The following is a 25,392-nucleotide window of genomic DNA, read 5'->3' as shown; positions in this document are numbered from 1 at the left end:
AATTAACCTTTGAGCTGATCGAGATCCTCGACATTGATCGTGTCGAGCTTACGGAACAGGGTCACCAGAATCGCGAGACCGATCGCGGCTTCCGCTGCGGCGACGGTCAGCACGAAGAACACGAAGATCTGGCCGTGCACGTCGCCGAGGTAGTGGGAGAACGCGACGAAGTTGGTGTTCACCGCCAGCAGCATCAATTCGATCGCCATCAGGATGATGATGATGTTGCGCCGGTTCAGGAAGATCCCGACGATCGCGATCGCAAAGAGGATCGCGCCGAGCACGAGGTAGTGAGCAAGAGTCAACATGGTTTCCTTTCCTCCGCTTAGCCGTTGGTGCTCGTACCGGCTTCGCTCTGCGCCGTTTCCGGCTGCGGCTTTTCCGCTTCCATCTTCACGAGGCGCACGCGGTCGTTGCGGCGCACCTTGACCTGATCCGACACGCGCTGGCGCTTGCTGTCCTTGCCCTTGCGCTCGGTCAGCCCGATCGCGGCGATGATCGCGACCAGCAGCACCAGGCCGGCGATTTCAAACGCGAAGATGTAGTCGGTGTAAATCACCTTGCCGATCAGCCGCGTGTTCGACCAGTCGGCCATCGCGCCCGTCGCCATTGCGTGCACCGTGTGCGTGTCGCCGTAGCCGCGCCAGAGGATCAGCGCGGTCTCGACCACGATGATCGCGCCGACCACCGTTGCCATCGGCACGAAACGCTTGAAGTCGCGGCGCAGGTAATCGATGTTGATGTCCAGCATCATCACGACGAACAGGAACAGCACCATCACGGCACCCACGTACACGAGCACCAGCAGGATCGCGAGGAACTCCGCTTCCAGCAGCATCCAGATCGCGGCGGCGTTGAAGAACGCCAGCACAAGGAAAAGCGCAGACGCCACCGGGTTGCGCGAAGTGATCACCTTCAGCCCTGATACCACCAGGAGCAGCGCGAAGATGTAGAACAGTACGGTCGTGAATTCCATGATTACCGGTTCATCGTTAGGCCATAGTCAGGCGCGGCTTGCGGGACGCCCGCACCCGTCGCGGCGGCTCGGCCCGTTCATGCCTGGGCCGGCACTTCAAACACAATCAACGATACGGCGCGTCGGCGGCCTTCGCCGCAGCGATGTCCTTCTCGTAGCGATCGCCCACCGCGAGCAGCATTTCCTTCGTGAAATACAGGTCGCCGCGCTTTTCGCCGTGGTACTCGAGAATCTGCGTCTCGACGATCGAATCGACCGGGCAGCTCTCTTCGCAGAAACCGCAGAAGATGCACTTCGTCAGGTCGATGTCATAGCGCGTCGTGCGGCGCGTGTTGTCCGCACGCGTTTCCGATTCGATCGTGATCGCCAGCGCGGGGCACACGGCCTCGCACAGCTTGCACGCGATACAGCGCTCTTCGCCGTTCTCGTAGCGGCGCAGCGCATGCAGCCCGCGAAAACGCGGCGAAATCGGAGTCTTCTCTTCCGGGAACTGCACGGTGAACTTACGCCGGAACGTGTAACGACCGGTCAGCGCGAGCCCCTTCAGCAGCTCCGTCAGGAAGAAGGTCTTAAAGAAGTGTTGGATTGCCGTCATGATTTCGTCCGATCTTTACTTCACCCAGATGTTGAGCGGCGACATCATCCAGAAGCCGACCACGACCACCCAGATCACCGTGACGGGCAGGAACACCTTCCAGCCCAGACGCATGATCTGGTCGTAACGGTAGCGCGGGAACGTCGCGCGAACCCAGATGAACACCGACAGCAGCGCGAACACCTTCAGCACCAGCCAGAAGACGCCCGGAATGAACGACAGGAATTCGAACGGTGCATCCCAGCCGCCGAGGAACAGCGTCGCGGCGAGCGCCGAGATCACGATCATGTTGATGTACTCGGCCAGGAAGAACAGCGCGAACGCCATACCCGAGTAATCGATCATGTGACCCGCGACGATCTCCGACTCCCCTTCCACCACGTCGAACGGGTGACGGTTCGTTTCGGCGATGCCGGACACGAAGTAGACGACGAACGCCGGCAGCAGCGGCAGCCAGTTCCACGACAGGAAATTCACGCCGTGGCCGGCGAAGAAGCCGTGCTGTTGCGAGCCGACGATTTCCGACAGGTTCAGGCTGCCGGCCGTCATCAGCACGAGCACCAGCGCGAAGCCCATCGAGATTTCATACGACACCATCTGCGCAGCCGCGCGCATCGCGCCGAGGAACGCGTACTTCGAGTTCGACGCCCAGCCGGCGAGAATCACCGCGTACACGCCGATCGACGAGATCGCCATCGCATACAGCAGGCCGGCGTTCACGTTCGCGAGCACGGCTTCCGCCTGGAACGGAATCACCGCCCAGACGGCGAACGCCGGCACGACGGTCATGACCGGCGCGATCAGGTACAGCCAGCGGCTGGCGGCGCTCGGCTGAATGACTTCCTTCAGCAGCAGCTTCAGCACGTCGGCGATCGGCTGCAGCAGGCCGGCGGGGCCCACGCGGTTCGGGCCGAGACGCACGTGCATCCAGCCGATCAGCTTGCGTTCCCACAGAATCAGGTACGCGACGCACAGCAGGATCACGACGGCGACGACGAGGATGCGCACGATGGCCCACACCGTCGGCCATGCGATGCCGAGAAGCTGGGCTCCGCCCGCGTTGATCGTATCGAACAAGCTCATTTACGCCTTCTCCACCACCAGTTCACCGGACAGGCTGCCGAGCGCTGCGCCGGCAGGCGTCGCCGCCGACACGCGAACGACCGTCTCCGCAAGATTCGCGTCGCGCACGGCCGGCAACTGCACCGCGCGCTCGCCCTGGCGCACGCGCACCGCGTCGCCTTCCTTCAAGCCCAGCTTGTCGAACAGCGCGGCCGGCAGGGCTGCGGCGTTCGCCACCTTCGCGGCGGCCGTCAGGTGCAGCGCACCTGCGCGGCGCACGAGTGCGTCGGCGTGATAGATCGGCACATCGGCGAGACGCTCGAAACCGCCGTTCGCGGCAGTCGCCGCGACGCGTGCCGGCGCAACCGACGCCTGGTTCGACAGACGGCTCGCGACACCTGCGTCGCCGAGCGCCGCGACACGCACTTCTTCAGCGGTCTCGTATTCGAAGTTCGGCAGGCCGAGCAGGCTGCCGAGCACGCGCAGCACCTTCCACGCCGGACGCGTGTCGCCGAGCGGGCGCACGACGCCGTTGAAGCTCTGCACCGAGCCTTCCGCGTTCACGTACGTACCGGCCGTTTCCGTGAACGGCGCGATCGGCAGCAACACGTCGGCGTAATCGAGGCCGTGCTTGAACGGCGACATCACGACGACCATTTCGGCCTCGTTCAGCGCGGCAAGCGCCTGCGCCGGATCGGCGGTGTCGAATTCCGGTTCGACGTTCAGCAGCACGTAGCCCTTGCGCGGCTGCGCGAACGCTTCACGCGCGTTCAGGCCGCCTTCGCCCGGCAGCGCACCGACGACGTGCGCGCCGACCGTGTTCGCCGCTTCCGTCAGGAAGCCGAACGTGGCGCCGGTGTTGTCGGCGATCCACTGTGCGACGGCGTGCAACTGCGCGAATTGCGGATGACGGACGGCCACGTTGCCGAGCAGCACCGCACGGCGCTCGCCGTTCGCGAGCGACTGGGCGACCGCTTGAGCGGCCGGCGACGCAGTGACGCCCGCGAGCGTGTCCGGCAGCGCGACGCCGCGCAGTTGCGCGACGGCCGCGGCGACGCCGGCCAGTTCGTCGAGCCATGCCGACGGCGCGGCGACGATGCGCTTCGCGGTCGGGATCAGCGAGTCGTCGGCGGTTGCGTGCAGGAAGTGCAGCTTCGCGCCGTTCTTCGCGGCCTGACGCAGGCGTGCGGCGAACAGCGGGTGGTCGCGGCGCAGGAACGAACCGACGACGAACGCGGCATCCACGTTCGACAGGTCGGCGATCGGCATGCCGAGCCACGGTGCGCCCTGGACCGGCGCCGAGAAATCCTGCTGACGCAGACGGAAGTCGACGTTCGGCGTCTTCAGTTCGTTGGCGAGCTGCTTCACGAGGAACAGCTCTTCAGCGGTGCTGTGCGCGCTCGCGAGCATCGCCAGCGCGTTCGCGCCGTGATCCGCGGCGATGCCCTTCAGGCCCTTCGCGACATACTCGAGCGCGGTCTGCCAGTCGGTTTCGATCCACTGGCCGCCCTGCTTCAGCATCGGCTTCGTCAGGCGCTCTTCGCTGTTCAGGCCTTCGTACGAGAAACGATCCTTGTCCGAGATCCAGCATTCGTTGATCGCTTCGTTCTCGAACGGCAGCACGCGCATCACGCGGTTGTTCTTCACCTGCACGACGAGGTTCGCGCCGACGGAATCGTGCGGGCTCACCGACTTGCGGCGCGACAGTTCCCACGTACGGGCGCTGTAGCGGAACGGCTTGCTGGTCAGCGCGCCGACCGGGCACAGGTCGATCATGTTGCCCGACAGCTCGGAGTCGACCGTCTTGCCGACGAACGTCGTGATTTCCGAGTGCTCGCCGCGACCCAGCATGCCGAGTTCCATCACGCCGGCGATTTCCTGGCCGAAGCGGACGCAGCGCGTGCAGTGGATGCAGCGCGACATCTCTTCCATCGAGATCAGCGGGCCCACGTTCTTGTGGAACACCACGCGCTTTTCTTCCGAGTAGCGCGACGACGACTTGCCGTAGCCGACCGCCAGATCCTGCAGCTGGCATTCGCCGCCCTGATCGCAGATCGGGCAGTCGAGCGGGTGATTGATGAGGAGGAATTCCATCACCGACTGCTGCGCCTTCACAGCCTTGTCGGACTGCGTGCGCACGATCATGCCGGCCGACACGGGCGTCGCGCAGGCGGGCACGGCCTTCGGCATCTTCTCGACTTCGACGAGACACATCCGGCAGTTGGCCGCAACCGACAGTTTCTTGTGATAGCAGAAGTGAGGAATGTACGTATCCGCCTTGTGCGCAGCCTGGATCACCATGCTGCCTTCGGGCACCTCGACCTTCTTGCCGTCTATTTCAAGTTCAACCATGATGGTGAATGGTCCTTAACCTATTTCCGCCCGTTCGCGCCTTCGCCCGACCGTGCGCTCAAATTCCGCAACCGGTGCTTCGCTTCAGGCTGCCGCCGCGTGCGCGTGGCCGCCGACCATGCAGTGCTTGTGCTCGACGTGGTACGCGAATTCGTCCCAGTAATGCTTGAGCATCCCGCGCACCGGCATCGCCGCCGCATCGCCGAGCGCGCAGATCGTGCGGCCCATGATGTTCTCGGCAACCGAGTTCAGCAGGTCCAGATCTTCCTGGCGGCCTTCGCCGTGCTCGATACGATTCACGACGCGATACAGCCAGCCGGTGCCCTCACGGCACGGCGTGCACTGGCCGCACGATTCCTCGTAGTAGAAGTACGACAGGCGCAGCAGCGAACGCACCATGCAGCGCGTCTCGTCCATCACGATCACCGCGCCGGAGCCGAGCATCGAGCCCGCCTTCGCGATCGAGTCGTAATCGAGATCGGTCTGCATCATGATGTCGCCCGGGATCACCGGCGCCGACGAACCGCCCGGAATCACCGCCTTGATCTTGCGACCGCCGCGCATCCCGCCTGCGAGCTCCATCAGCGTCGCGAACGGCGTGCCGAGCGGCACTTCGTAGTTGCCCGGACGCTCGACGTCACCCGACACCGAGAAGATCTTCGTGCCGCCGTTGTTCGGCTTGCCAATCTCGAGGTAATTCTGCGGCCCGATCGACAGCAGGAACGGCACCGCGGCGAACGTCTCGGTGTTGTTGATCGTGGTCGGCTTGCCGTACACGCCGAAGCTCGCCGGGAACGGCGGCTTGAAGCGCGGCTGGCCCTTCTTGCCTTCGAGCGACTCGAGCAGCGCCGTTTCCTCGCCGCAGATGTACGCGCCGTAACCGTGGTGCGCGTGCAGCTGGAACGAGAATTCCGAGCCCATGATGTTGTCGCCGAGGAAACCCGCGGCACGCGCTTCATCGAGCGCGGCCTCGAAGCGTCGATACACTTCGAAGATTTCGCCGTGGATGTAGTTGTAGCCGACGGTGATGCCCATCGCGTACGCGCCGATGGCCATGCCTTCGATCAGCGCATGCGGGTTCCAGCGCAGGATGTCGCGATCCTTGAACGTGCCCGGCTCGCCTTCGTCCGAGTTGCAGACGAGGTACTTCTGCCCCGGGAACTGGCGCGGCATGAAGCTCCACTTCAGGCCGGTCGGGAAGCCCGCACCGCCACGGCCACGCAGGCCCGACGCCTTCACGTCGGCAATCACCTGCTCCGGCGGAATCTTTTCTTCGAGAATGCGGCGCAGCTGCTTGTAGCCGCCGCGCGCAACGTAATCTTCGAGATGCCAGTTCTCGCCGTTCAGACCAGCGAGGATCAGCGGTTTGATGTGACGGTCGTGAAGGGACGTCATTTCGAAAGCTCCTCAAGCAGCTGGTCGATCTTCTCGCGGCTCATGAAGCTGCACATTCTGTGATTGTTCACCAGCAGCACCGGCGCATCGCCGCACGAGCCCATGCATTCGCCTTCCTTCAGCGTGAACTTGCCGTCGGGCGTGGTCTCGCCGAAGCCGATGCCCAGCTTCTGTTTCAGGTAGTCGGCCGTCGCCTCGGCACCGCCGTGCGGACCAAGCTGGCACGGGAGGTTCGTGCAGAGCGTGATCTTGTGCTTGCCGACCGGGTTGAGCTCGTACATCGTGTAGAACGTCGCGACTTCCTGCACGGCGACGGCCGGCATGCCGAGATAGTCCGCGACGAACTGCATCAGTTCGGGCGACAGCCAGCCGTGCTCTTCCTGAGCAACGGCCAACGCCGACATCACGGCGGACTGTTTCTGATCGGCGGGATACTTCGTCAACGCTCGATCGATTTCCTTCAGGCCTTCAGCTGAGATCATTTTCAGACACGACTCTTTCAATTCCTACCGAACGAACAACCTGCCGCACTGCTGTGCATGGACGGCAGACCTGGCGCTCACTGTTGACAGCTTGCGAAGCCGCGCCGGCTCAGCGCGCATCATCGCGTGTGACTTACTGCTCGCCGCCCGCACGCGCAGGCGGCGCAACCATTAGCGATCGATTTCGCCGAACACGATGTCCTGCGTACCGATGATCGTGACGGCATCGGCAATCATGTGGCCGCGCGCCATTTCGTCGAGCGACGCGAGATGCGCGAAGCCCGGGGCGCGAATCTTGAGGCGATACGGCTTGTTGGCACCGTCCGACACGAGGTAGATGCCGAATTCGCCCTTCGGATGCTCGACTGCTGCGTACGCTTCGCCTTCCGGCACGTGAAAACCTTCGGTGAAGAGCTTGAAGTGGTGAATCAAGTCTTCCATGTTGGTCTTCATGCCGACGCGCGACGGCGGTGCAACCTTGTGATTGTCCGTCATCACCGGGCCCGGATTCTTGCGGAGCCACTCAATACACTGTTTCGCGATGCGGATCGATTGGCGCATTTCTTCGACGCGCACCAGATAGCGGTCGTAGCAATCGCCGTTCACGCCGACCGGCACGTCGAAATCCATGCGGTCGTACACTTCGTACGGCTGCTTCTTGCGCAGATCCCATGCGATACCGGAACCGCGCAGCATCGGGCCCGTGAGGCCCATCTGCAGCGCGCGTTCCGGGCTGACGACACCAATCCCGACCAGGCGCTGTTTCCAGATCCGGTTGTCGGTCAGCAGCGTTTCGTATTCGTCGACGCACTTCGGGAAGCGCGTGAAGAAGTCGTCGATGAAGTCGAGCACCGAGCCGCTGCGCGCTTCGTTCATCTTCGCGAGCGCCTTCTCGTTGCGGATCTTCGACGCCTTGTATTGCGGCATTGCGTCGGGCAGGTCGCGGTAGACACCGCCCGGACGGTAGTACGCCGCGTGCATCCGTGCGCCGGACACCGCTTCGTACACGTCCATCAGGTCTTCGCGCTCGCGGAATGCGTACAGGAACACCGCCATCGCGCCGACGTCGAGTGCGTGCGCGCCGATCCACATCAGGTGGTTCAGCACGCGCGTGATTTCGTCGAACAGCACGCGGATGTACTGCGCGCGCTCCGGCACGTCGATGCCGAGCAGACGCTCGATCGCGAGCACGTACCCGTGCTCGTTGACCATCATCGACACGTAGTCGAGACGGTCCATGTAAGGCACGGACTGGATGAAGGTCTTGCTTTCCGCGAGCTTTTCAGTCGCGCGATGCAGCAGGCCGATGTGCGGATCGGCGCGCTGGATGACTTCGCCGTCGAGCTCGAGCACCAGGCGCAGCACGCCGTGCGCTGCCGGGTGCTGCGGGCCGAAGTTGAGGGTGTAGTTCTTGATTTCTGCCATGACGCCCCCTTAATGTTTCAGACCGCCATAGCGATCCTCGCGGATCACGCGCGGCGTGATTTCGCGCGGCTCGATCGTCACCGGCTGGTAGACGACCCGCTTTTCTTCCGGGTCGTAACGCATTTCGACGTAGCCCGACACCGGGAAGTCCTTGCGGAACGGGTGGCCGATGAAGCCGTAGTCGGTGAGGATGCGGCGCAGGTCGGGGTGCCCCTCGAACACGAGGCCGTACAGATCGAACGCTTCGCGCTCGTACCAGTTTGCGGAGGCCCAGATGTCGACGAGCGACGCCACGATCGGCAGATCGTCGTCCGGCGCGAACACGCGCAGGCGCAGGCGCCAGTTGTTCGTGACCGACAGCAGCTGCGATACGGCCGCGAAACGCGGGCCGTCGTACGCACCGTCGCCGTAAGTCTGGTAGTCGACGCCGCAGAGGTCGATCAATTGCTCGAAACGGAGCTTCGGATCGTCGCGCAGCGTCTTTGCGACTTCGAGGTAATCGCTCGCCTTCACGACGAGCGTCAGTTCACCGATCGCTTCGGTGAGGCTCACCACGCGCGCGCCGAGCGCGGCTTCGAGGTTTGCCTTCAGGATCTCGATTTTGCTTGCCATATTGAGGGGACGCTCGGGGCCTTTATTGACGGGCGATGGTGTTGGTGCGGCGGATCTTCGCCTGAAGCTGGATCACGCCGTAGACCAGCGCCTCGGCCGTGGGCGGGCAGCCCGGCACGTAGACGTCGACCGGCACGATCCGGTCGCAGCCGCGGACCACCGAGTACGAGTAGTGGTAGTAGCCACCGCCGTTCGCGCACGACCCCATCGAGATCACCCAGCGCGGCTCGGCCATCTGGTCGTACACGCGGCGCAGTGCGGGCGCCATCTTGTTGCACAGCGTGCCGGCGACGATCATCACGTCCGACTGACGCGGGCTCGGACGGAACACGACTCCGAACCGGTCCAGATCGTAACGGGCCGCGCCCGCGTGCATCATCTCGACGGCGCAACAGGCGAGCCCGAACGTCATCGGCCACAGCGAGCCGGTACGCGTCCAGTTGATCAGCTTGTCAGCCGTCGTGGTGACAAACCCTTCCTTCAAGACCCCTTCGATACTCATTTGCTTTCCACTCCAGACGAGCGACCCAGCGTGGCCGCCCATGCAAACCGGCGATTAACCCCATCACTCCCAGTCGAGACCGCCTTTCTTCCAGATATAGACAAAGCCCAGCAGGAATTCGAGCAGAAAAATCATCATTGCGATGAAACCGGGCCAGCCGATGTCCCGCAGCGCGACGCCCCACGGAAACAGGAATGCGGTTTCGAGATCGAAGATGATGAACAGGATGGCGACGAGGTAGTACCGGACGTCGAATTTCATCCGGGCGTCTTCAAAGGCCTCGAAGCCGCACTCGTATGGTGCGTTCTTCTCGACGTCCGGCTTGTTGGGACCCAGGAGCTTGCCGATGCTGACCAGCGCTATACCTAAACCAGTGCCCACGAGGAGGAACAACAAGACGGGGTAATAGGCTGCGAGGTTCAAGGCAATCCTCTATCGGTTGGTTCTGAGCGTCCGGAGAATACCACTTCCGGCGGAAGGAATCATTTCGGAGTGCAGGCGATCACAAGACAATCGCAAGACATACCCCACAAATGAAAAATGCCAGCCACTAGAAGCGGCTGGCATTGAGTAACTTTGGTGCCGACGGCGAGACTCGAACTCGCACAGCTTTCGCCACTACCCCCTCAAGATAGCGTGTCTACCAATTTCACCACGTCGGCACTGCATGCAACTCGGGTTGTGCTGCTAGTTCCCGCGAATCGCTTCAAGAATTAAATTCTAACCCGAGTTCCAGATTTGTTCAACGCACAAACGCAAAAAAATCGACTTTTTATTTCGGGACATCCTGGCCCGGCGCGCTCGCGGCCGAAGCCGCGGCAGCGGACGCCGCGACGGCCGGCGCCGACGCTGCGGGCGCCGATGCCGGGGCCGTCGCTGCCGCGCCGAGCACGCCTGCCGACGGCGTCGACTTGTACGAGCCGAGGTACGTCAGCGCGAGCGTCGCGACAAAGAAGATCGTGGCCAGCACGCCCGTCGTGCGCGACAGGAAGTTCGCCGAGCCCGTCGCACCGAACAGGCTGCCCGACGCGCCGCTGCCGAATGCGGCGCCCATGTCGGCACCCTTGCCGTGCTGCAGCAGCACGAGCCCAATCACACCCAGTGCAGACAGCACCTGCACGACAATAATCAGCGTCTTGAATAACAGCATCACACCCACCCGATTGGATCAGGCGACCGGACCAACCGGCCGCCATCATGGTTCAATTCGACCCCGGACCGCTCAACGTGCGGCCCGGCAGATCGCCAGGAAATCTTCCGCCTTCAGCGACGCGCCGCCGATCAGGCCGCCGTCGATGTCCGGCTGCGCGAACAGCTCTTCCGCGTTGTCCGGCTTCACGCTGCCGCCATACAGCACCGACACGTCCGCCGCGCCCTTCGCCGCGAGACGCGCACGCAGGAACGCGTGCACATCCTGCGCCTGCGCCGACGTCGCGCTCTTGCCCGTACCGATCGCCCAGACCGGCTCGTACGCGACGACGATGCGGGCTGCTTCGTCAGCCGTCAGCACGGCCAGCACGGCGTCGAGCTGAGCACCGACCACCTGCTCGGTCGCGCCCGCTTCACGCTCGTCGAGCGTTTCGCCGACGCACACCACAGGCGTGAGGCCTGCCGCGAGCGCGCGCTGCGTCTTCGCCGCGACGGTCTCGTTGCGCTCGCCGTGATACGCGCGACGCTCCGAGTGACCGACGATCGCATAATGCGCACCGAACTCCGCCACCATCGCGGCAGCCACTTCGCCGGTGAACGCGCCCTGCTCGTGCGCGGACACGTCCTGCGCGCCGAACGCGACACGGCCAGCGCCGAGCTGCGCCTGAACCTGCGCGAGGTACGGGAACGGCACGCACACGCCGATCGACGTTTCAGCCGCCACCGCGCCCGCGCCTTGCACTACTTCATTCAGCAACGCCTGGTTGCCGGCCAGCCGGCCATGCATCTTCCAGTTGCCTATCACTCGCTTTGTTCGTTGTTTCGACATCGTGTCTGTCTCGTCACTATCGTGTCATTAACGTACCGGAAACCGGCCGTCAGGCTGGATCTGGCGAAGCAAACCCGCGATTTTACTGCGCGCGGCTTGAACCGGTCAAACCGCGCATGTCAAGTCCGGCGGCACGGACCGTCAGGCGGTCGTACCCCAATCGAGCACGATCTTGCCGATATGCTCGCCGCTCTCCATCAGCGCATGCGCCTGCGCGGCCTCGCCGGCTGGCAGCACACGGTAGATGACGGGCTTGATGCGGCCGTCCGCGAGCAGCGGCCAGACGCGCGCCTTCAGTTGTGCAGCGATGCGCGCCTTGAACTCGACCGGACGCGGACGCAGCGTCGAACCCGTCACCGTCAGCCGGCGACGCAGGATCTCGTTCAGGTTGACCTCGGCCTTCGCGCCGCCGAGCAGCGCGATCAGCACCAGGCGGCCGCCATCCGCGAGCGCGGACAGCTCGCGCGGCACATACGAACCGGCCACCATGTCGAGAATCACGTCGACGCCGCGATCGTGCGTCAGCGACTTCACGACTTCGACGAAGTCGTCGGTCTTGTAGTTGATCGCGCGTTCGGCGCCGAGCGCCTCGCACGCACGACACTTGTCGGCGTTGCCGGCCGTCGCGAACACGCGGAAGCCGAGCGCGTGCGCGATTTGGATCGCCGTCACGCCGATGCCGCTCGAGCCGCCCTGCACGAGCAGCGTTTCCTGCTCACCGCCTTCGCCCGCGCCCAGCAACGCACGGTCGAACACATTGCTCCACACGGTGAAGAACGTTTCGGGCAACGACGCGGCTTCGATGTCGGTCAGCCCGTCAGGCACCGGCAGACATTGCGGCAACGGCGCGAGCGCATATTCCGCGTAGCCGCCGCCCGCGAGCAGCGCGCAGACGCGGTCACCGAGCTTCAGGCCGAACGGGTTCAGCGCGGCATCCGACAGGTCGCCGCCGACGATCTCGCCCGCGACCTCGAGGCCCGGCAGATCAGAGGCGCCCGGCGGCGGCGCATACGCGCCCTTGCGCTGGAAGACATCCGGCCGATTCACGCCGGAAGCCGCCACCTTGATCAGCACTTCGCCGCGCTTCGGTTCGGGGCGCGGACGCTCCGCGAGCTTCAGCACGTCAGGGGCGCCGAATTCGGTGATTTCGATGGCTTTCATGGTGGTCGCTCCAGGATCGGAATCGGGGGCGCATCCGTGCGCGGCACGGGCGCCTCGCCGGCGCTGCTGCGCCGCGCAACGATGCTACAGAAAAAACGGCCGGCGCGCTTTCGCACGGCCGGCCGTTCTCACGCCCTTGCGCTTACTGCTGCGGCGGCGTATCCGACTGCGACGCCGCTGCTTCGTTCAGCAGCGCCTTCGCCGACAGACGCACGCGACCCTTCTCGTCCGTCTGGATCACCTTGACCTTCACCTGCTGGCCTTCCTTCAGGTAGTCGTTGATGTCCTTCACGCGCTCGTTGACGATTTCCGAGATGTGCAGCAGGCCATCCTTGCCCGGCAGCAGGTTCACGATCGCGCCGAAATCGAGCAGCTTGAGCACCGTGCCTTCGTACACCTGGCCGACTTCGATCTCGACCGTGATGTTCTCGATGCGCTTCTTCGCTTCGGCCATGCCTTCGCTGCTCGTGCTCGCGATCGTCACGACGCCGTCATCGGAGATGTCGATGGTCGTGCCCGTTTCTTCCGTCAGCGCGCGGATCACCGAACCGCCCTTGCCGATCACGTCGCGGATCTTTTCCGGGTTGATCTTGATCGTGATCATGCGCGGCGCGAATTCCGACAGCTGCGTGTTCGCACCCGAGACCGCCGACGTCATCTTGCCGAGGATGTGCATGCGGCCTTCCTTCGCCTGCGCGAGCGCGACCTGCATGATTTCCTTCGTGATGCCCTGGATCTTGATGTCCATCTGCAGCGCCGTCACGCCTTGCTCCGTGCCGGCCACCTTGAAGTCCATGTCGCCGAGGTGATCTTCGTCGCCGAGGATGTCGGTCAGCACCGCGAACTTGTTGCCTTCGAGGATCAGGCCCATCGCGATACCCGCGACGTGCGCCTTCATCGGCACGCCGGCGTCCATCAGCGCGAGGCAGCCGCCGCACACCGACGCCATCGACGACGAACCGTTCGACTCGGTGATTTCCGACACGACGCGGATCGAGTAGCCGAACTCGTCGGCGCTCGGCAGGCACTTGACCAGCGCGCGCTTCGCGAGACGGCCGTGGCCGATTTCGCGGCGCTTCGGCGAACCGACGCGGCCCGTTTCGCCGGTCGCGAACGGGGGCATGTTGTAGTGGAGCATGAAGCGCTCGCGGTATTCGCCTTCGAGCGCGTCGATGATCTGCTCGTCACCCTTCGTGCCGAGCGTCGCGACGACGAGCGCCTGCGTTTCGCCACGCGTGAACAGCGCCGAACCGTGGGTGCGCGGCAGCACGCCGGTGCGGATCTCGATCGGACGCACGGTGCGCGTGTCGCGACCGTCGATGCGCGGCTCGCCGTTCAGGATCTGCGAACGGACGATCTTCGCTTCGATGTCGAACAGGACGTTGCCGACGGTGGCCTTGTCGGCCGCGACCGTGCCGGCCGCCAGTGCGTCTGCCTCGAGCTTCGCCGAGGTCGCCGCGTAGACTTCCTTCAGCTTCGTCGAACGCGCTTGCTTGTCGCGCAGCTGGTAAGCGGCGAGCAGATCGCCGTGCGCCAGTTCCGTCACGCGCGCGATCAGCGCCTCGTTCTTCGGTGCCGGCTGCCAGTCCCACTCGGGCTTGCCGCCTTCGCGCACGAGTTCGTGGATCGCGTCGATCGCCGTCTGCATCTGCTCGTGGCCGAACACGACCGCACCCAGCATCACGTCTTCCGGCAGTTGATCGGCTTCCGATTCGACCATCAGCACCGCGCGCTCCGTACCGGCGACGACGAGGTCGAGGCTCGATGCCTTGAGCTGGTCACGCGTCGGGTTCAGCACGTATGCGTTGTCGATGTACGCCACGCGCGCGGCACCGACCGGACCGTTGAACGGCAGGCCCGACACGGCGAGCGCGGCCGACGCGCCGATCAGCGCGGGGATGTCCGCCGGTATTTCCGGGTTCACGGACAGCACGTGGATCACGACCTGCACTTCGTTGTAGAAGCCTTCCGGGAACAGCGGACGCAGCGGACGGTCGATCAGGCGCGACGTCAGCGTCTCGTGTTCCGACGGACGGCCTTCGCGACGGAAGAAGCCGCCCGGGATCTTGCCGGCCGAGTAGGTCTTTTCGAGGTAGTCGACGGTCAGCGGGAAGAAATCCTGGCCCGGCTTCGCCGACTTCGCGCCGACGACGGTTGCCAGCACGACGGTGTCTTCCACGTCGACGATCACGGCACCGCTCGCCTGGCGTGCGACTTCACCGGTTTCGAGGCGGACCTTGTGCTGGCCCCACTGGAATTCCTTCACGACCTTGTTGAACATGGACATGGTTGCTCCTTTGAATTCATTCATTTCATTCGCCGCACGGGCCATCCCGCGCGGCGGCGTCCCGACCGAATCACCCGGAGCAAGGTGTGTTTTTTATGCCATTCCAGCGCGACGCTCACTGAGCGACGCGCTGGAATGACACAAATCCCGACCCCGGTATCAGCCGTTCCGGCAGTCCGGCAAGCGCGTGCCGAACAACCTGCGGTGCGCGTGACGCTACGCACCGCGCAAAAACAAAATGCCTGCATCAGCGGACTGACACAGGCATCTTGCTGGCGGCAATCGCCTCGATTACTTACGCAGACCCAGCTTCTCGATCAGCGCGCGGTAACGGTCGGCATCCTTGCCCTTGAGGTAGTCGAGCAGCTTGCGGCGGCGGCTCACCATGCGCAGCAGGCCGCGACGGCTGTGGTGATCCTTCGCGTGGGTCTTGAAGTGACCCGTCAGTTCGACGATACGTGCGGTCAGCAGTGCGACCTGGACTTCGGGCGAACCCGTGTCGTTGGTACCACGGGCGAACTGAGCAACGACTTCCGACTTCTTGATATCTGCAACAGACATGTGATTTCCTTGGTTTCCTACTTGCTAACTGAACAGGCGGACACGGAAGAATGGCCGTGCCGTGACTTACAACCGGCGGGCATTGTAACACAACTGCACGCCGTTCCATCGCCTCCTGTCACGGGCGCCTCATCGAGCAGGTCGACGGCATCGGCGTACGCTGGGCGGGCACCGCGAGGACCGTCCGGAAGCCGTAGCCCGAGCCCTCGTTGTCGAAGCGCACGCCCGGCGTGCCGGCCTTGTCCATTTCCATCACATAAAGGGGCTGAATCAACTGGTGGTCCCGCGCGCGCATCATCGATGGGTGGAAGCCGTCGTCGAACGACAGTCCCTCCAGCGCGCGCGCCACCGCGACCGGGTCGGCCGAACCGGCGCGGGTCATCGCCGCCGCGAGCACTTCGATCATCAGGCTCATGCGCCGCACCGGATAGTCGTCCTGCGCCGCGGGGAAACGGGCCCGGAACGCGCGGTAGAACGCGTCCGACTTCGCGCCGCCGGCGTTCGGATGCCAGTCCGCGACGGCGATCACCCGCCCGACGCCGGCGTCGCCGAGCGCGGCCGGCGCGCCGAGGCTGTTGCCGTAGAACGTATAGAACTTCGCGTTCAGCCCCTGCTCGCGCGCCGCCTTCACCAGCAGCGTGAGATCGTTGCCCCAGTTGCCGGTCACGACGGCGTCCGCGCCGCTCGCCCGGATCTTCGCGATGTATGGCGAGAAATCCTTGATGCGGCCGATCGGATGGAATTCGTCGCCGGCGATCGTCACGTCGGGGCGCCGTTCGGCCAGCGCCTGCCGCGCGAGCGTGCTGACGTCATGGCCGAAGCTGTAGTCCTGGTTCAGCAGGTAGACCTTGCGCAGCGCGCGGTCGCGCGCCATCAGGTCCGCCAGCGCCGCCATCCGCATCCCCGCGTGCGCATCGAAACGGAAATGCCAGAAGCTGCAGCGTGCGCCGGTCAGCGCCGGATCGTCGGCCGAATAGTTCACGAACAGCATCCGGCTGTCCGGATTGCGCGCGTTCAGCTTGTCGAGCGACGCGACGAGCGCGGCCGCGACCGCCGAACTGTTGCCCTGCGCGACGAAGCCGATGTGCCGGTCCGCCGCCGCGCGCAACTGCACGAGCGCCTCTTCCGGGCTGCCCTTGCTGTCGAGCACGACGAGTTCGAGCGGATGCGCGCCATCGTGCAGCTTCACGCCGCCCGCCGCATTGACCTGCTCGACGCCGAAGCGCAGGTTGCGCTCGACCGCCGCGCCCGCATTCGCGAACGGGCCCGACATTCCTTCGATCAGCGCGATCCGCACCGGCTCGCCTGCCGCGAATGCGGACGACGCCAGCGTCCACCCCGCGCTCAATGCGAGCGCGCACCGTTTCCATCGCTGCATCAGCTACCTGCCCTTCAATCTGTCCGAGAAGCGCGGATCATAGGCCGCGGGCGCTGCCGCCGGCAAGCGCGGTGCGACACCGCGCCCCGACGGCACACCGCGTGCGATCCGCACCGATTTTTTCGGCACGACGCGCCGGCGCGCGCCGTCCGTGATACAACTGGACGGTCAGAGAGTTCTGGAGAATCCGATGCGCATTCGCATTCCCATGCGCCTGCCGGTACTGGTCGCCTGCGCGGCGGCACTGCTCGCCGGCTGCGCGCAACCGTGGCAGCAATACCAGGCCGGCCAGGACGAGTCGGCGATCGTGGCGCGCATGGGGCCGCCGCGCGAAATCTACGACCTGCCGGGCGGCGGCAAGCGCCTGATGTGGCCGACCCAGCCGATGGGCGAGATCACCGTCGCGGCCGATGTCGACGCGGCCCACCGCATCGTCAACGTGCGCCAGGTGCTGCAGCCGAGCGAATTCTATCGCGCGGAAATCGGCAAGTGGACCAAGACCGACGTGCTCGTGAATTTCGGCCGCCCGGTCGAGACGTCCTACTTCCCGTTGATGAAGCGCGAGGTGTGGACCTACCGCTATCTCGAAGACAACGTCTGGTACATGATGTACAGCTTCTACTTCGATCCGCAGGGCATCCTGCGCACGACGCAGAAAACGCCGGATCCGCTGCACGATCCCGACCGCCGCAATATGTTCTGACCGATTACGCATTTACCTGCAATTTTCGCAATGGCCATTCACGAATTATTGCGTGAATGGCCATTTCATTTTTTCCGTCATATTCGATTAATTCGCAATCGCGCACGGCAATCCTTTCCGATTGATGGCGCTCGGCAAGCGATCCCGCGAAACTCCGCTCCATACGGCCGCCGGCGGGAAACAGGCATATGGGATGCATCTCACGCGTCGCATTGGTGCATTTCGATGCACCTCGCCCGATCCAGTTGAAACAATTTGTATCAGTGGCACCCGGCGTTAGGGCATACCCCTAATATCAGTCGAAATTGAACCTTTCAGTTCAGAAAGGATCCTATTGCTCCGCTTCGTCCCGTATTTGTTTGCCATTTGTTTTTCCTTTACCGGAAAGGAGTCCTTATGAACCGCCCCAAGAGCATGCTGGTCGCCAACATCGCCTGGGCCCGCGAGACGCGTGAACACACGCCCGGCTTCTTCGACGCGCTCGCGCGCGGACAGAACCCGCGCGTGCTGTGGATCGGCTGCGCCGACAGCCGGGTGCCGGCCGAAACCATCACGCACAGCGTGCCCGGCGAGCTGTTCGTCCATCGCAACATCGCCAACCTGTTCCATCCCGACGACGACAATTCCGCCAGCGTGCTCGAATACGCCGTGCGCGTGCTCGAAGTCGACCACGTGATCGTGTGCGGCCACTACGGGTGCGGCGGCGTGCGCGCATCGTTGCTGCCGCCGCCCGCCGACCTGCCGCACGTCGCGCGCCGCATCGCGCCGCTTTGCGCGCTCGCGCGACGCCATCGCGACTCGCTCGACGGACTCGACGACACGACCGCCGCCGATCGCCTGGCCGAGCTGAACGTGCTCGAACAGGTGCGGCTGCTGCGCGCGTCGCCGATCGTGCACGGCCGGCAGCGGCCGCCGCTCGTGCACGGCTGGATCTTCTCGCTCGCCGATGGCCGCCTGAAGGAACTCGACTCCGGCTATGCGGCACCGCCGGCCGAAGCCGAACCGGAACATGTCGCCACGGCCGCCGCACTCGGCTGACCCGGGCACTCCCCCAACGCTACGAAATCGCCCAACCATGAAACTGAACGAGCGCCTGTCCACCCTGCCGCGCGACATCATCGCCGGCATCGTCGTTTTCCTCGTCGCGCTGCCGCTGTGTCTCGGCATCGCCAATGCGTCCGGTGTCGAGCCGTTTGCCGGGCTCGTGTCCGGCATCGTCGGCGGCATCGTCGTCGCGCTGCTGAGCGGCTCGTCGCTGTCGGTCAGCGGGCCTGCCGCCGGCCTCGTCGTGATCGTCGTCGAAGGGATCGCGCAACTCGGCAGCTTCTCCGCGTTCCTGCTCGCGGTGCTGCTGTCCGGCGTGCTGCAGTTCGGCTTCGGCATGCTGCGTGCCGGCCGCTTCGCCGCCTATGTGCCGTCGCCCGTCATCAAGGGCATGCTCGCGGCGATCGGCCTGCTGCTGATCCTGAAGCAGATTCCGTTCGCCTTCGGCCTTGGCGGCTCGGCCGCGCAATCGTTTGCATCATGGGCGGCCCTGCCGACCGCCTGGGCCGCCACGGCCATCGCGCTCGCGTCGCTCGGGTTGCTGATCGCCTGGGATACGCCGGCGCTCAAGCGCTTTGCCTGGGTGCGCTCGGTGCCCGCGCCGCTCGCGGTCGTCGTGTTCGGCATCGGCGCCACGCTGGTGCTCGGCGCCTTTATGCCGTCGGTCGCGCTGGGTGCCGCGCATCGCGTCACGTTGCCCGAGCTCGAATCGTTCGCGGCGCTCGCGGCATCGCTGAAGCACGCCGAGCTCGGCCCGAACTTCGCGCAGCTCGTCAATCCGGACGTATGGCGCGTCGCGATCACGCTCGCGGTCGTCGCGAGCCTCGAAACGCTGCTGAGCCTGGAGGCGGTCGAGCAGATCGATCCGAAGCGCCGGCCGACCCAGCCGGACCGCGAACTGAAGGCGCAGGGCGTCGGCAATCTCGTTGCGGGCGCGGTCGGCGGGCTGCCGATCACGTCGGTGATCGTGCGCAGCTCGGTCAACGTGAACGCGGGGGCGCAGAGCCGGATGTCGGCGATCGTGCACGGGATCCTGCTGCTCGCCAGCGTGTTCGCGCTCACCGGGCTGATCAACCTGATCCCGCTCGCGAGCCTCGCGGCCATCCTGATCCACACCGGCTTCAAGCTCGCGAAACCGGCGCTGTTCCGCTCGGTGCTGAAGCAGGGTCCGGCCGCGTTCGTGCCGTTCGCCGCGACGATCGCGGGCGTGCTGGCGGTCGACCTGCTGTTCGGCATCGCGCTCGGCCTCGCATGCAGCGTGCTGGCGGTCGCGGTGGCGAACCTGAAGAGCCCGGTCACGCTCGCGCAGCACGACGATCACTTCCTGCTGTCGTTCCGCAAGGACGTGTCGTTCCTCGGCAAGGTGCAGGTCAAGCATCACCTGCGGCACATTCCGGACCGCGCGGCCGTGATCATCGACGCGACGCGCGCCGACTACATCGACCACGACGTGCTCGAACTGCTCGATGCGTTCGTCGCCGATGCGCCGCGGCGCGGGATCATGGTGGAATTCCGCCGCCGCAGCCCGGCGGCCCGCCCGGCCGCGCGCCGCTGGCTGTTTCGCGCACCGGCCGCCGAATGAGCGGCGCATGAAAAAACGCCCCGGGCGGCACAGGGCCGCACGGGGCGTTTCGCGCGCTCCACGCGCAGCGCTTACGAGCGCTGCGGGTTGAGCTTGTCGTCCTTCGAGTGCAGCTTGTTCAGCGCGGCGATGTACGCCTTCGCGGAAGCCGCGACGATATCGGGGTCGGTGCCGACGCCGTTGACGATCCGCCCGCTCTTCGACAGCCGCACCGTCACTTCGCCCTGCGCCTGCGTACCGGTCGTGATCGCGTTCACCGAGTACAGCAGCAGTTCCGAACCGCTGCCGACTTCGCTCTCGATCGCGTTGAACGTCGCGTCGACGGGGCCGTTGCCACGTGCGTCGCCGGTCACTTCCCGGCCGTCGAGCGCGAACACGACCTTGGCCTGCGGCTGCTCGCCGGTTTCCGAGCGCTGCGACAGCGACACGAACTTGTAGTGCTCCTGCTCCTGCGCGAACGCCGACTCCTCGGAGACGATCGCGATGATGTCTTCGTCGAAAATCTCGGACTTGCGGTCGGCCAGATCCTTGAAGCGCATGAACGCCGCGTTCAGTTCGGTTTCGCTGTCGAGCGACACGCCGAGCTCCTGCAGGCGCTGCTTGAACGCATTGCGTCCCGACAGCTTGCCGAGCACGATCTTGTTCGCGGTCCAACCCACGTCTTCCGCGCGCATGATCTCGTACGTGTCGCGCGCCTTCAGCACGCCGTCCTGATGGATGCCCGACGCGTGCGCAAAGGCGTTCGCGCCAACCACGGCCTTGTTCGGCTGCACGACGAAACCGGTGATCTGCGACACGAGCTTCGACGTCGGGACGATCTGCGTGGTGTCGATGCCGACGTCGAGGCCGAAATAGTCCTTGCGGGTCTTCACGGCCATCACGATTTCCTCGAGCGACGTGTTGCCCGCGCGCTCGCCGAGACCGTTGATCGTGCACTCCACCTGCCGCGCTCCGCCGATCTTCACGCCGGCGAGCGAGTTCGCCACCGCCATCCCGAGGTCGTTGTGGCAATGCACGGAGAAGATCGCCTTGTCCGAGTTCGGAATGCGTTCGCGCAGCGTCTTCACGAGGTTGCCGTAGAGTTCCGGCACGCCGTAGCCGACCGTGTCGGCGATGTTGATCGTCGTCGCCCCTTCGGCGATCACGGCTTCCAGCACGCGGCACAGGAAGTCGAGATCCGAACGGCTGCCGTCTTCCGGCGAGAATTCGACGTTGTCGGTGAACTTGCGCGCGAAGCGCACGGCGAGGCGCGCCTGCTCGAACACCTGGTCCGGCGTCATCCGCAGCTTCTTCTCCATGTGCAGCGGCGACGTCGCGATGAACGTGTGGATCCGCGCACTATTGGCCGGCTTCAACGCGTCGGCCGCGCGCTGGATGTCCTTGTCGTTGGCGCGCGCCAGCGAGCAGATCGTGCTGTCCTTCACGAGACCGGCGATCGTGTGGATCGCGTCGAAGTCGCCGTTCGAGCTGGCCGCGAAGCCGGCCTCGATCACGTCGACCTTCATCCGCTCGAGATGCTTCGCGATGCGGATTTTCTCTTCCTTCGTCATCGACGCGCCGGGCGATTGTTCACCGTCACGCAACGTCGTATCGAAAATGATCAGCTTGTCTGTCATGGGGGGCTCCAGGGCTTTTTATACGGGAATCAAACGTAATGAGATCGCGCCACCGCTGGCGACGCTCAACAACAGACGAGGCTTGACGGGGGGGCGAGAACGGTCAGCGCGGCAGGCGCGCCAAAGCTAGCGCGCGTAGCGGCGCACCGGCTAGAAGGAGGGAGAGGCGGGAAAATGCAGTCATGCCAAAGACTATAGCGGCATTCCGCAAGGTGCGCAATCGGACGGCACCCGCGAGACCGGGCCGCGCGATGCGAGAAAGGGGCACATGAAAACGGCGGCCGCGAGGCCGCCGTTTCGGTTTCCGGGCAAGTTGCGCGTCAGTGATCGCGCTGCGACGAGCGTGCGGGATTCGCCCGCCCGCGGATGGCCATGTAGGCCCAGAACACATAGCCGGACAGCCCGTACAGCACGAACAGGCAGAACAGCATCAGCGGCGGATCGGACGACACGAGCACGAACGCGACGACGACCAGCAGGATCGCCGCGAACGGCACGCGGTGCCGCACGTCGAGCGCCTTGCCGCTGTAGAACGGCGCGTTCGATACCATCGTCACGCCCGCGTAGATCGTCAGCACGAACGCGACCCACGGCAGCCAGCCGAGCTTCATCGGCACGCGGTTGTCGGTCGCGAGCCAGACGAAGCCGGCGATCAGCGCGGCGGCGGCCGGGCTCGGCAATCCCTGGAAGAAGCGCTTGTCGACGACGCCGATGTTGGTGTTGAAGCGCGCGAGGCGCAGCGCGGCGCCCGAGCAGTAGACGAACGCGGCGAGCCAGCCCCAGCGGCCGAGATCCTTCAGCACCCATTCGTACATCACGAGCGCAGGCGCGACGCCGAACGACACCATGTCCGACAGGCTGTCGAACTGTTCGCCGAACGCGCTTTGCGTATGCGTCATCCGTGCGACGCGCCCGTCCATCCCGTCGAGCACCATCGCGACGAAGATCGCGATCGCGGCGATCTCGAAGCGCACGTTCATCGCCTGCACGACCGCGAAGAAACCGCAGAACAGCGCGGCGGTCGTGAACGCGTTCGGCAGCAGGTAGATGCCGCGCGTCTTCAGGAACCGCTGGCGCGCGGCGCGGCGGCTTTCCGGCACCGGATCGGGCGCCATTATCTTGTTGCGGCGGAACGGGCGTGGCGTCTGGCTGGAGCCGTTGCGCGGCCGGCGCGGTTTGAATGCGGCCATCGTGCGCTCCGCCGGTTACTGTTCGAGCTCGGCGAGGATCGTCGACGACGCGTAGACCTTCTCGCCGATCGACACCTTCGCGCGGCTGCCGAGCGGCAGGTACACGTCGACGCGCGAACCGAAGCGGATGAAACCGTAGCGCTGGCCCCGCGACAGCGGCTCGCCGGCGCGCACGTAGCAGAGGATCCGGCGCGCGACGAGGCCGGCGATCTGCACGGCGGTAACCGTCTTGCCGCTCGCCGTCTGGATCACGAGCGCATTGCGCTCGTTCTCGGTCGACGCCTTGTCGATTGCCGCGTTCAGGAACGCGCCCGGGAAGTACTCGACCTTGGTGACCGCGCCGTCGACCGGCGAACGCTGCGAATGGACATTGAAGACATTCATGAACACGCTGATCTTCAGCGCTTCGCGGTTCGCGTACGGATCCTGCGTGGTCTCGACCGCGACGATGCGGCCGTCCGCCGGACACAGCACCGCGTTCGGCTGCGCGGGAATCGGGCGCTGCGGATCGCGGAAGAACTGGACGACGAAGACGAGCAGCAGCCAGAACGGCCACGCGAAGCCGAAGCCCCCGACGGCGTGGATCAACAGCGCGATGACGGCTGCAATCGCGATGAACGGCCAGCCTTCGCGCGCGATGATCGGATGAGGATAGTTCATGGATTCGTTCTGTGTTCGGTGAATTGCAAAGCCCGTAGGATAGCAAAAGCCGCCCGGGGCACTACTGCCTTCGGGCGGCTTTTTGATGCCGACCCTCCACTCGAAGGGCCGGAACGGCACGCAATGCTTAGTTCTTCGTCTGGTCGACGAGCTTGTTCTTCGCGATCCACGGCATCATCGCACGCAGCTTCGCGCCGACCTGCTCGATCTGGTGCTCGGCCGTCAGGCGGCGACGCGACTGCAGCGTCGGGGCGCCTGCCTTGTTCTCGAGGATGAAGCTCTTCGCATACTCGCCCGTCTGGATGTCGGTCAGGCACTGCTTCATCGCCTTCTTGGTCTCTTCCGTGACGACGCGCGGGCCCGTCACGTACTCGCCGTACTCGGCGTTGTTCGAGATCGAGTAGTTCATGTTCGCGATGCCGCCTTCGTAGATCAGGTCGACGATCAGCTTCAGCTCGTGCAGGCACTCGAAGTACGCCATTTCCGGCGCGTAGCCGGCTTCGACCAGCGTCTCGAAACCTGCCTTGATCAGCTCGACGGTACCGCCGCACAGCACGGCCTGCTCGCCGAACAGGTCGGTTTCGGTCTCTTCGCGGAAGTTCGTCTCGATGATGCCGGCACGGCCGCCGCCGTTCGCTGCCGCGTACGACAGCGCGATGTCGCGTGCCGCGCCCGACTTGTTCTGCGCAACCGCGATCAGGTGCGGCACGCCGCCACCTTGCGAGTACGTGCCGCGCACGGTGTGGCCCGGCGCCTTCGGCGCGATCATGATCACGTCGAGGTCGGCACGCGGGATCACCTGGCCGTAGTGGACGTTGAAGCCGTGTGCGAATGCCAGCGCCGCGCCCTGCTTGATGTTCGCGTGCACTTCCTTCGCGTACACGTCGGCGATCTGCTCGTCCGGCAGCAGCATCATGACGACGTCCGCGCCCTTCACCGCTTCAGCGACTTCCTTGACTGACAGGCCTGCGTTTTCGGCCTTGCTCCACGACGCGCCGTCCTTGCGAAGGCCGACCGTCACGTTTACGCCGCTTTCCTTCAGGTTCAGTGCGTGCGCATGGCCTTGCGAGCCGTAGCCGATGATCGTGACTTGCTTGCCCTTGATGAGGGAGAGGTCGGCGTCTTTGTCGTAGAAAACGTTCATGATGGGTTCCTTCGCTAATTCAAAAATTCAACAATTCGTTCGGATTGGGTACTGCGGGCCGGGACATGACGGCGCACCCGGCGTGCCTCTTCGGCATTACACCTTCAGGATGCGCTCGCCGCGTCCGATGCCGGAGCTGCCGGTACGCACGGTCTCTAGGATCGCGCTGGCGTCCAGCCCCTGGATGAATGCGTCGAGCTTGTCGCTCGCGCCCGTCAATTCGATCGTGTAGGTCTTTTCGGTCACGTCGATGATGCGGCCGCGGAAAATGTCCGACATCCGCTTCATTTCTTCGCGCTCCTTGCCCACTGCACGTACCTTGATCAGCATCAGCTCGCGTTCGATGTGTGCACCGTCGGTCAGGTCCACCACTTTCACCACCTCGATCAGGCGGTTCAGATGCTTCGTGATCTGTTCGATCACGTCGTCCGAGCCAATGGAAACGATGGTCAGCCGCGACAGCGATTGGTCTTCGGTCGGCGCCACCGTCAAGGTTTCGATGTTGTAGCCGCGTGCGGAAAACAGACCGACCACGCGCGACAGCGCGCCCGGTTCGTTTTCCAGCAGGACGGAAATGATGTGTCTCATGTTCGCTTCTTCCAGAATGTGTCCGTGTCGATTCACTCGCGCCGCGCGCCGCCCGATGCCGCACCGCCCTTCGTGAAGGCGGCCGCCTCGGCCCCGGCG

General features: G+C 64.7%; 25 protein-coding genes and 1 tRNA gene. 3 read left to right on the top strand and 23 right to left on the bottom strand.

The window, feature by feature from the left end:
- Window positions 1-2 precede the first annotated feature (2 nt).
- From nuoK to SB786_RS13625, 18 genes are all read right to left on the bottom strand, one after another.
- Window positions 3-308, bottom strand: coding sequence for an NADH-quinone oxidoreductase subunit NuoK (gene nuoK, locus SB786_RS13710; RefSeq protein ID WP_004185739.1), 306 nt, complete (start codon window positions 306-308; stop codon window positions 3-5).
- A gap of 17 nt (window positions 309-325) precedes the next feature.
- Window positions 326-976, bottom strand: a complete 651-nt coding sequence (locus tag SB786_RS13705; protein WP_006750464.1) for an NADH-quinone oxidoreductase subunit J — start codon at window positions 974-976, stop codon at window positions 326-328.
- 106 nt (window positions 977-1,082) lie between these two features.
- Window positions 1,083-1,571 (bottom strand): NADH-quinone oxidoreductase subunit NuoI, encoded by a 489-nt coding sequence (gene nuoI, locus SB786_RS13700; protein ID WP_006398806.1) that lies wholly within the window; start codon window positions 1,569-1,571, stop codon window positions 1,083-1,085.
- Between the two features lie 15 nt (window positions 1,572-1,586).
- Window positions 1,587-2,654, bottom strand: coding sequence for an NADH-quinone oxidoreductase subunit NuoH (nuoH, locus tag SB786_RS13695; protein ID WP_006750463.1), 1,068 nt, complete (start codon window positions 2,652-2,654; stop codon window positions 1,587-1,589).
- The gene (gene nuoG, locus SB786_RS13690; RefSeq protein WP_410727917.1) at window positions 2,655-4,985 is read right to left on the bottom strand and encodes an NADH-quinone oxidoreductase subunit NuoG; all 2,331 of its coding nucleotides are present in this window, start codon (window positions 4,983-4,985) and stop codon (window positions 2,655-2,657) included.
- A gap of 84 nt (window positions 4,986-5,069) precedes the next feature.
- Complete coding sequence (gene nuoF, locus SB786_RS13685) at window positions 5,070-6,380, bottom strand: NADH-quinone oxidoreductase subunit NuoF (RefSeq protein WP_006756904.1); 1,311 nt, start codon at window positions 6,378-6,380, stop codon at window positions 5,070-5,072.
- Complete coding sequence (gene nuoE, locus SB786_RS13680) at window positions 6,377-6,862, bottom strand: NADH-quinone oxidoreductase subunit NuoE (RefSeq protein ID WP_006756903.1); 486 nt, start codon at window positions 6,860-6,862, stop codon at window positions 6,377-6,379. Before nuoE ends, nuoF begins: the two co-directional genes overlap by 4 nt.
- 171 nt (window positions 6,863-7,033) lie before the next feature.
- Window positions 7,034-8,287 carry an NADH-quinone oxidoreductase subunit D gene (locus SB786_RS13675; RefSeq protein WP_006750459.1) on the bottom strand — a complete coding sequence of 418 codons (1,254 nt, stop codon included), beginning with the start codon at window positions 8,285-8,287 and terminating at the stop codon, window positions 7,034-7,036.
- Window positions 8,288-8,296: 9 nt separating this feature from the next.
- The gene (locus SB786_RS13670) at window positions 8,297-8,899 is read right to left on the bottom strand and encodes an NADH-quinone oxidoreductase subunit C (protein ID WP_006756902.1); all 603 of its coding nucleotides are present in this window, start codon (window positions 8,897-8,899) and stop codon (window positions 8,297-8,299) included.
- 22 nt (window positions 8,900-8,921) lie between these two features.
- Complete coding sequence (locus SB786_RS13665) at window positions 8,922-9,401, bottom strand: NuoB/complex I 20 kDa subunit family protein (protein ID WP_006398799.1); 480 nt, start codon at window positions 9,399-9,401, stop codon at window positions 8,922-8,924.
- 63 nt (window positions 9,402-9,464) lie between these two features.
- The gene (locus tag SB786_RS13660; RefSeq protein ID WP_217056326.1) at window positions 9,465-9,824 is read right to left on the bottom strand and encodes an NADH-quinone oxidoreductase subunit A; all 360 of its coding nucleotides are present in this window, start codon (window positions 9,822-9,824) and stop codon (window positions 9,465-9,467) included.
- A gap of 154 nt (window positions 9,825-9,978) precedes the next feature.
- A tRNA-Leu gene (locus SB786_RS13655) sits at window positions 9,979-10,063 on the bottom strand.
- 110 nt (window positions 10,064-10,173) lie between these two features.
- On the bottom strand, window positions 10,174-10,551 hold the full coding sequence (gene secG, locus SB786_RS13650) for a preprotein translocase subunit SecG (RefSeq protein WP_006750457.1): 378 nt from the start codon (window positions 10,549-10,551) through the stop codon (window positions 10,174-10,176).
- 72 nt (window positions 10,552-10,623) lie between these two features.
- Window positions 10,624-11,379 (bottom strand): triose-phosphate isomerase, encoded by a 756-nt coding sequence (gene tpiA, locus SB786_RS13645; protein ID WP_228904997.1) that lies wholly within the window; start codon window positions 11,377-11,379, stop codon window positions 10,624-10,626.
- A gap of 141 nt (window positions 11,380-11,520) precedes the next feature.
- Window positions 11,521-12,540: an NAD(P)H-quinone oxidoreductase gene (locus SB786_RS13640; RefSeq protein ID WP_410727916.1), complete on the bottom strand. Its 1,020-nt coding sequence runs from the start codon at window positions 12,538-12,540 to the stop codon at window positions 11,521-11,523.
- A gap of 142 nt (window positions 12,541-12,682) precedes the next feature.
- Window positions 12,683-14,827 (bottom strand): polyribonucleotide nucleotidyltransferase, encoded by a 2,145-nt coding sequence (gene pnp, locus SB786_RS13635; protein WP_006756898.1) that lies wholly within the window; start codon window positions 14,825-14,827, stop codon window positions 12,683-12,685.
- A gap of 291 nt (window positions 14,828-15,118) precedes the next feature.
- Window positions 15,119-15,388, bottom strand: coding sequence for a 30S ribosomal protein S15 (gene rpsO, locus SB786_RS13630; protein ID WP_006398792.1), 270 nt, complete (start codon window positions 15,386-15,388; stop codon window positions 15,119-15,121).
- A 118-nt stretch (window positions 15,389-15,506) separates the two neighbouring features.
- The gene (locus SB786_RS13625) at window positions 15,507-16,766 is read right to left on the bottom strand and encodes a branched-chain amino acid ABC transporter substrate-binding protein (RefSeq protein ID WP_410727915.1); all 1,260 of its coding nucleotides are present in this window, start codon (window positions 16,764-16,766) and stop codon (window positions 15,507-15,509) included.
- 190 nt (window positions 16,767-16,956) lie between these two features.
- Here SB786_RS13625 and SB786_RS13620 point away from each other — a divergent pair, with 190 nt between their 5' ends.
- From SB786_RS13620 to SB786_RS13610, 3 genes are all read left to right on the top strand, one after another.
- Window positions 16,957-17,469 (top strand): hypothetical protein, encoded by a 513-nt coding sequence (locus SB786_RS13620; protein WP_410727914.1) that lies wholly within the window; start codon window positions 16,957-16,959, stop codon window positions 17,467-17,469.
- 396 nt (window positions 17,470-17,865) lie between these two features.
- Complete coding sequence (locus SB786_RS13615; RefSeq protein WP_410727913.1) at window positions 17,866-18,507, top strand: carbonic anhydrase; 642 nt, start codon at window positions 17,866-17,868, stop codon at window positions 18,505-18,507.
- Between the two features lie 37 nt (window positions 18,508-18,544).
- Window positions 18,545-20,095 carry a SulP family inorganic anion transporter gene (locus SB786_RS13610; protein ID WP_410727912.1) on the top strand — a complete coding sequence of 517 codons (1,551 nt, stop codon included), beginning with the start codon at window positions 18,545-18,547 and terminating at the stop codon, window positions 20,093-20,095.
- Window positions 20,096-20,166: 71 nt separating this feature from the next.
- Here the strand turns inward: SB786_RS13610 and SB786_RS13605 are convergent, their stop codons facing one another.
- The 5 genes from SB786_RS13605 to ilvN all read right to left on the bottom strand — a co-directional run bounded on the left by SB786_RS13605 (window position 20,167) and on the right by ilvN (window position 25,293).
- Window positions 20,167-21,711 (bottom strand): 2-isopropylmalate synthase, encoded by a 1,545-nt coding sequence (locus tag SB786_RS13605; protein WP_410727911.1) that lies wholly within the window; start codon window positions 21,709-21,711, stop codon window positions 20,167-20,169.
- A 320-nt stretch (window positions 21,712-22,031) separates the two neighbouring features.
- Window positions 22,032-22,901, bottom strand: coding sequence for a CDP-diacylglycerol--serine O-phosphatidyltransferase (pssA, locus tag SB786_RS13600; protein WP_006750448.1), 870 nt, complete (start codon window positions 22,899-22,901; stop codon window positions 22,032-22,034).
- A 15-nt stretch (window positions 22,902-22,916) separates the two neighbouring features.
- Window positions 22,917-23,561, bottom strand: coding sequence for a phosphatidylserine decarboxylase (locus tag SB786_RS13595; RefSeq protein WP_006750447.1), 645 nt, complete (start codon window positions 23,559-23,561; stop codon window positions 22,917-22,919).
- A gap of 127 nt (window positions 23,562-23,688) precedes the next feature.
- Window positions 23,689-24,705, bottom strand: coding sequence for a ketol-acid reductoisomerase (ilvC, locus tag SB786_RS13590; protein ID WP_034190794.1), 1,017 nt, complete (start codon window positions 24,703-24,705; stop codon window positions 23,689-23,691).
- A gap of 96 nt (window positions 24,706-24,801) precedes the next feature.
- Window positions 24,802-25,293: an acetolactate synthase small subunit gene (gene ilvN, locus SB786_RS13585; RefSeq protein ID WP_006750445.1), complete on the bottom strand. Its 492-nt coding sequence runs from the start codon at window positions 25,291-25,293 to the stop codon at window positions 24,802-24,804.
- Between the last annotated feature and the right edge of the window lie 99 nt (window positions 25,294-25,392).

Source organism: Burkholderia sp. SIMBA_062 (assembly GCF_046534765.1).
GTDB classification, from domain to species: domain Bacteria; phylum Pseudomonadota; class Gammaproteobacteria; order Burkholderiales; family Burkholderiaceae; genus Burkholderia; species Burkholderia ambifaria.
This window is presented reverse-complemented; position numbering and strand designations above follow the sequence as displayed.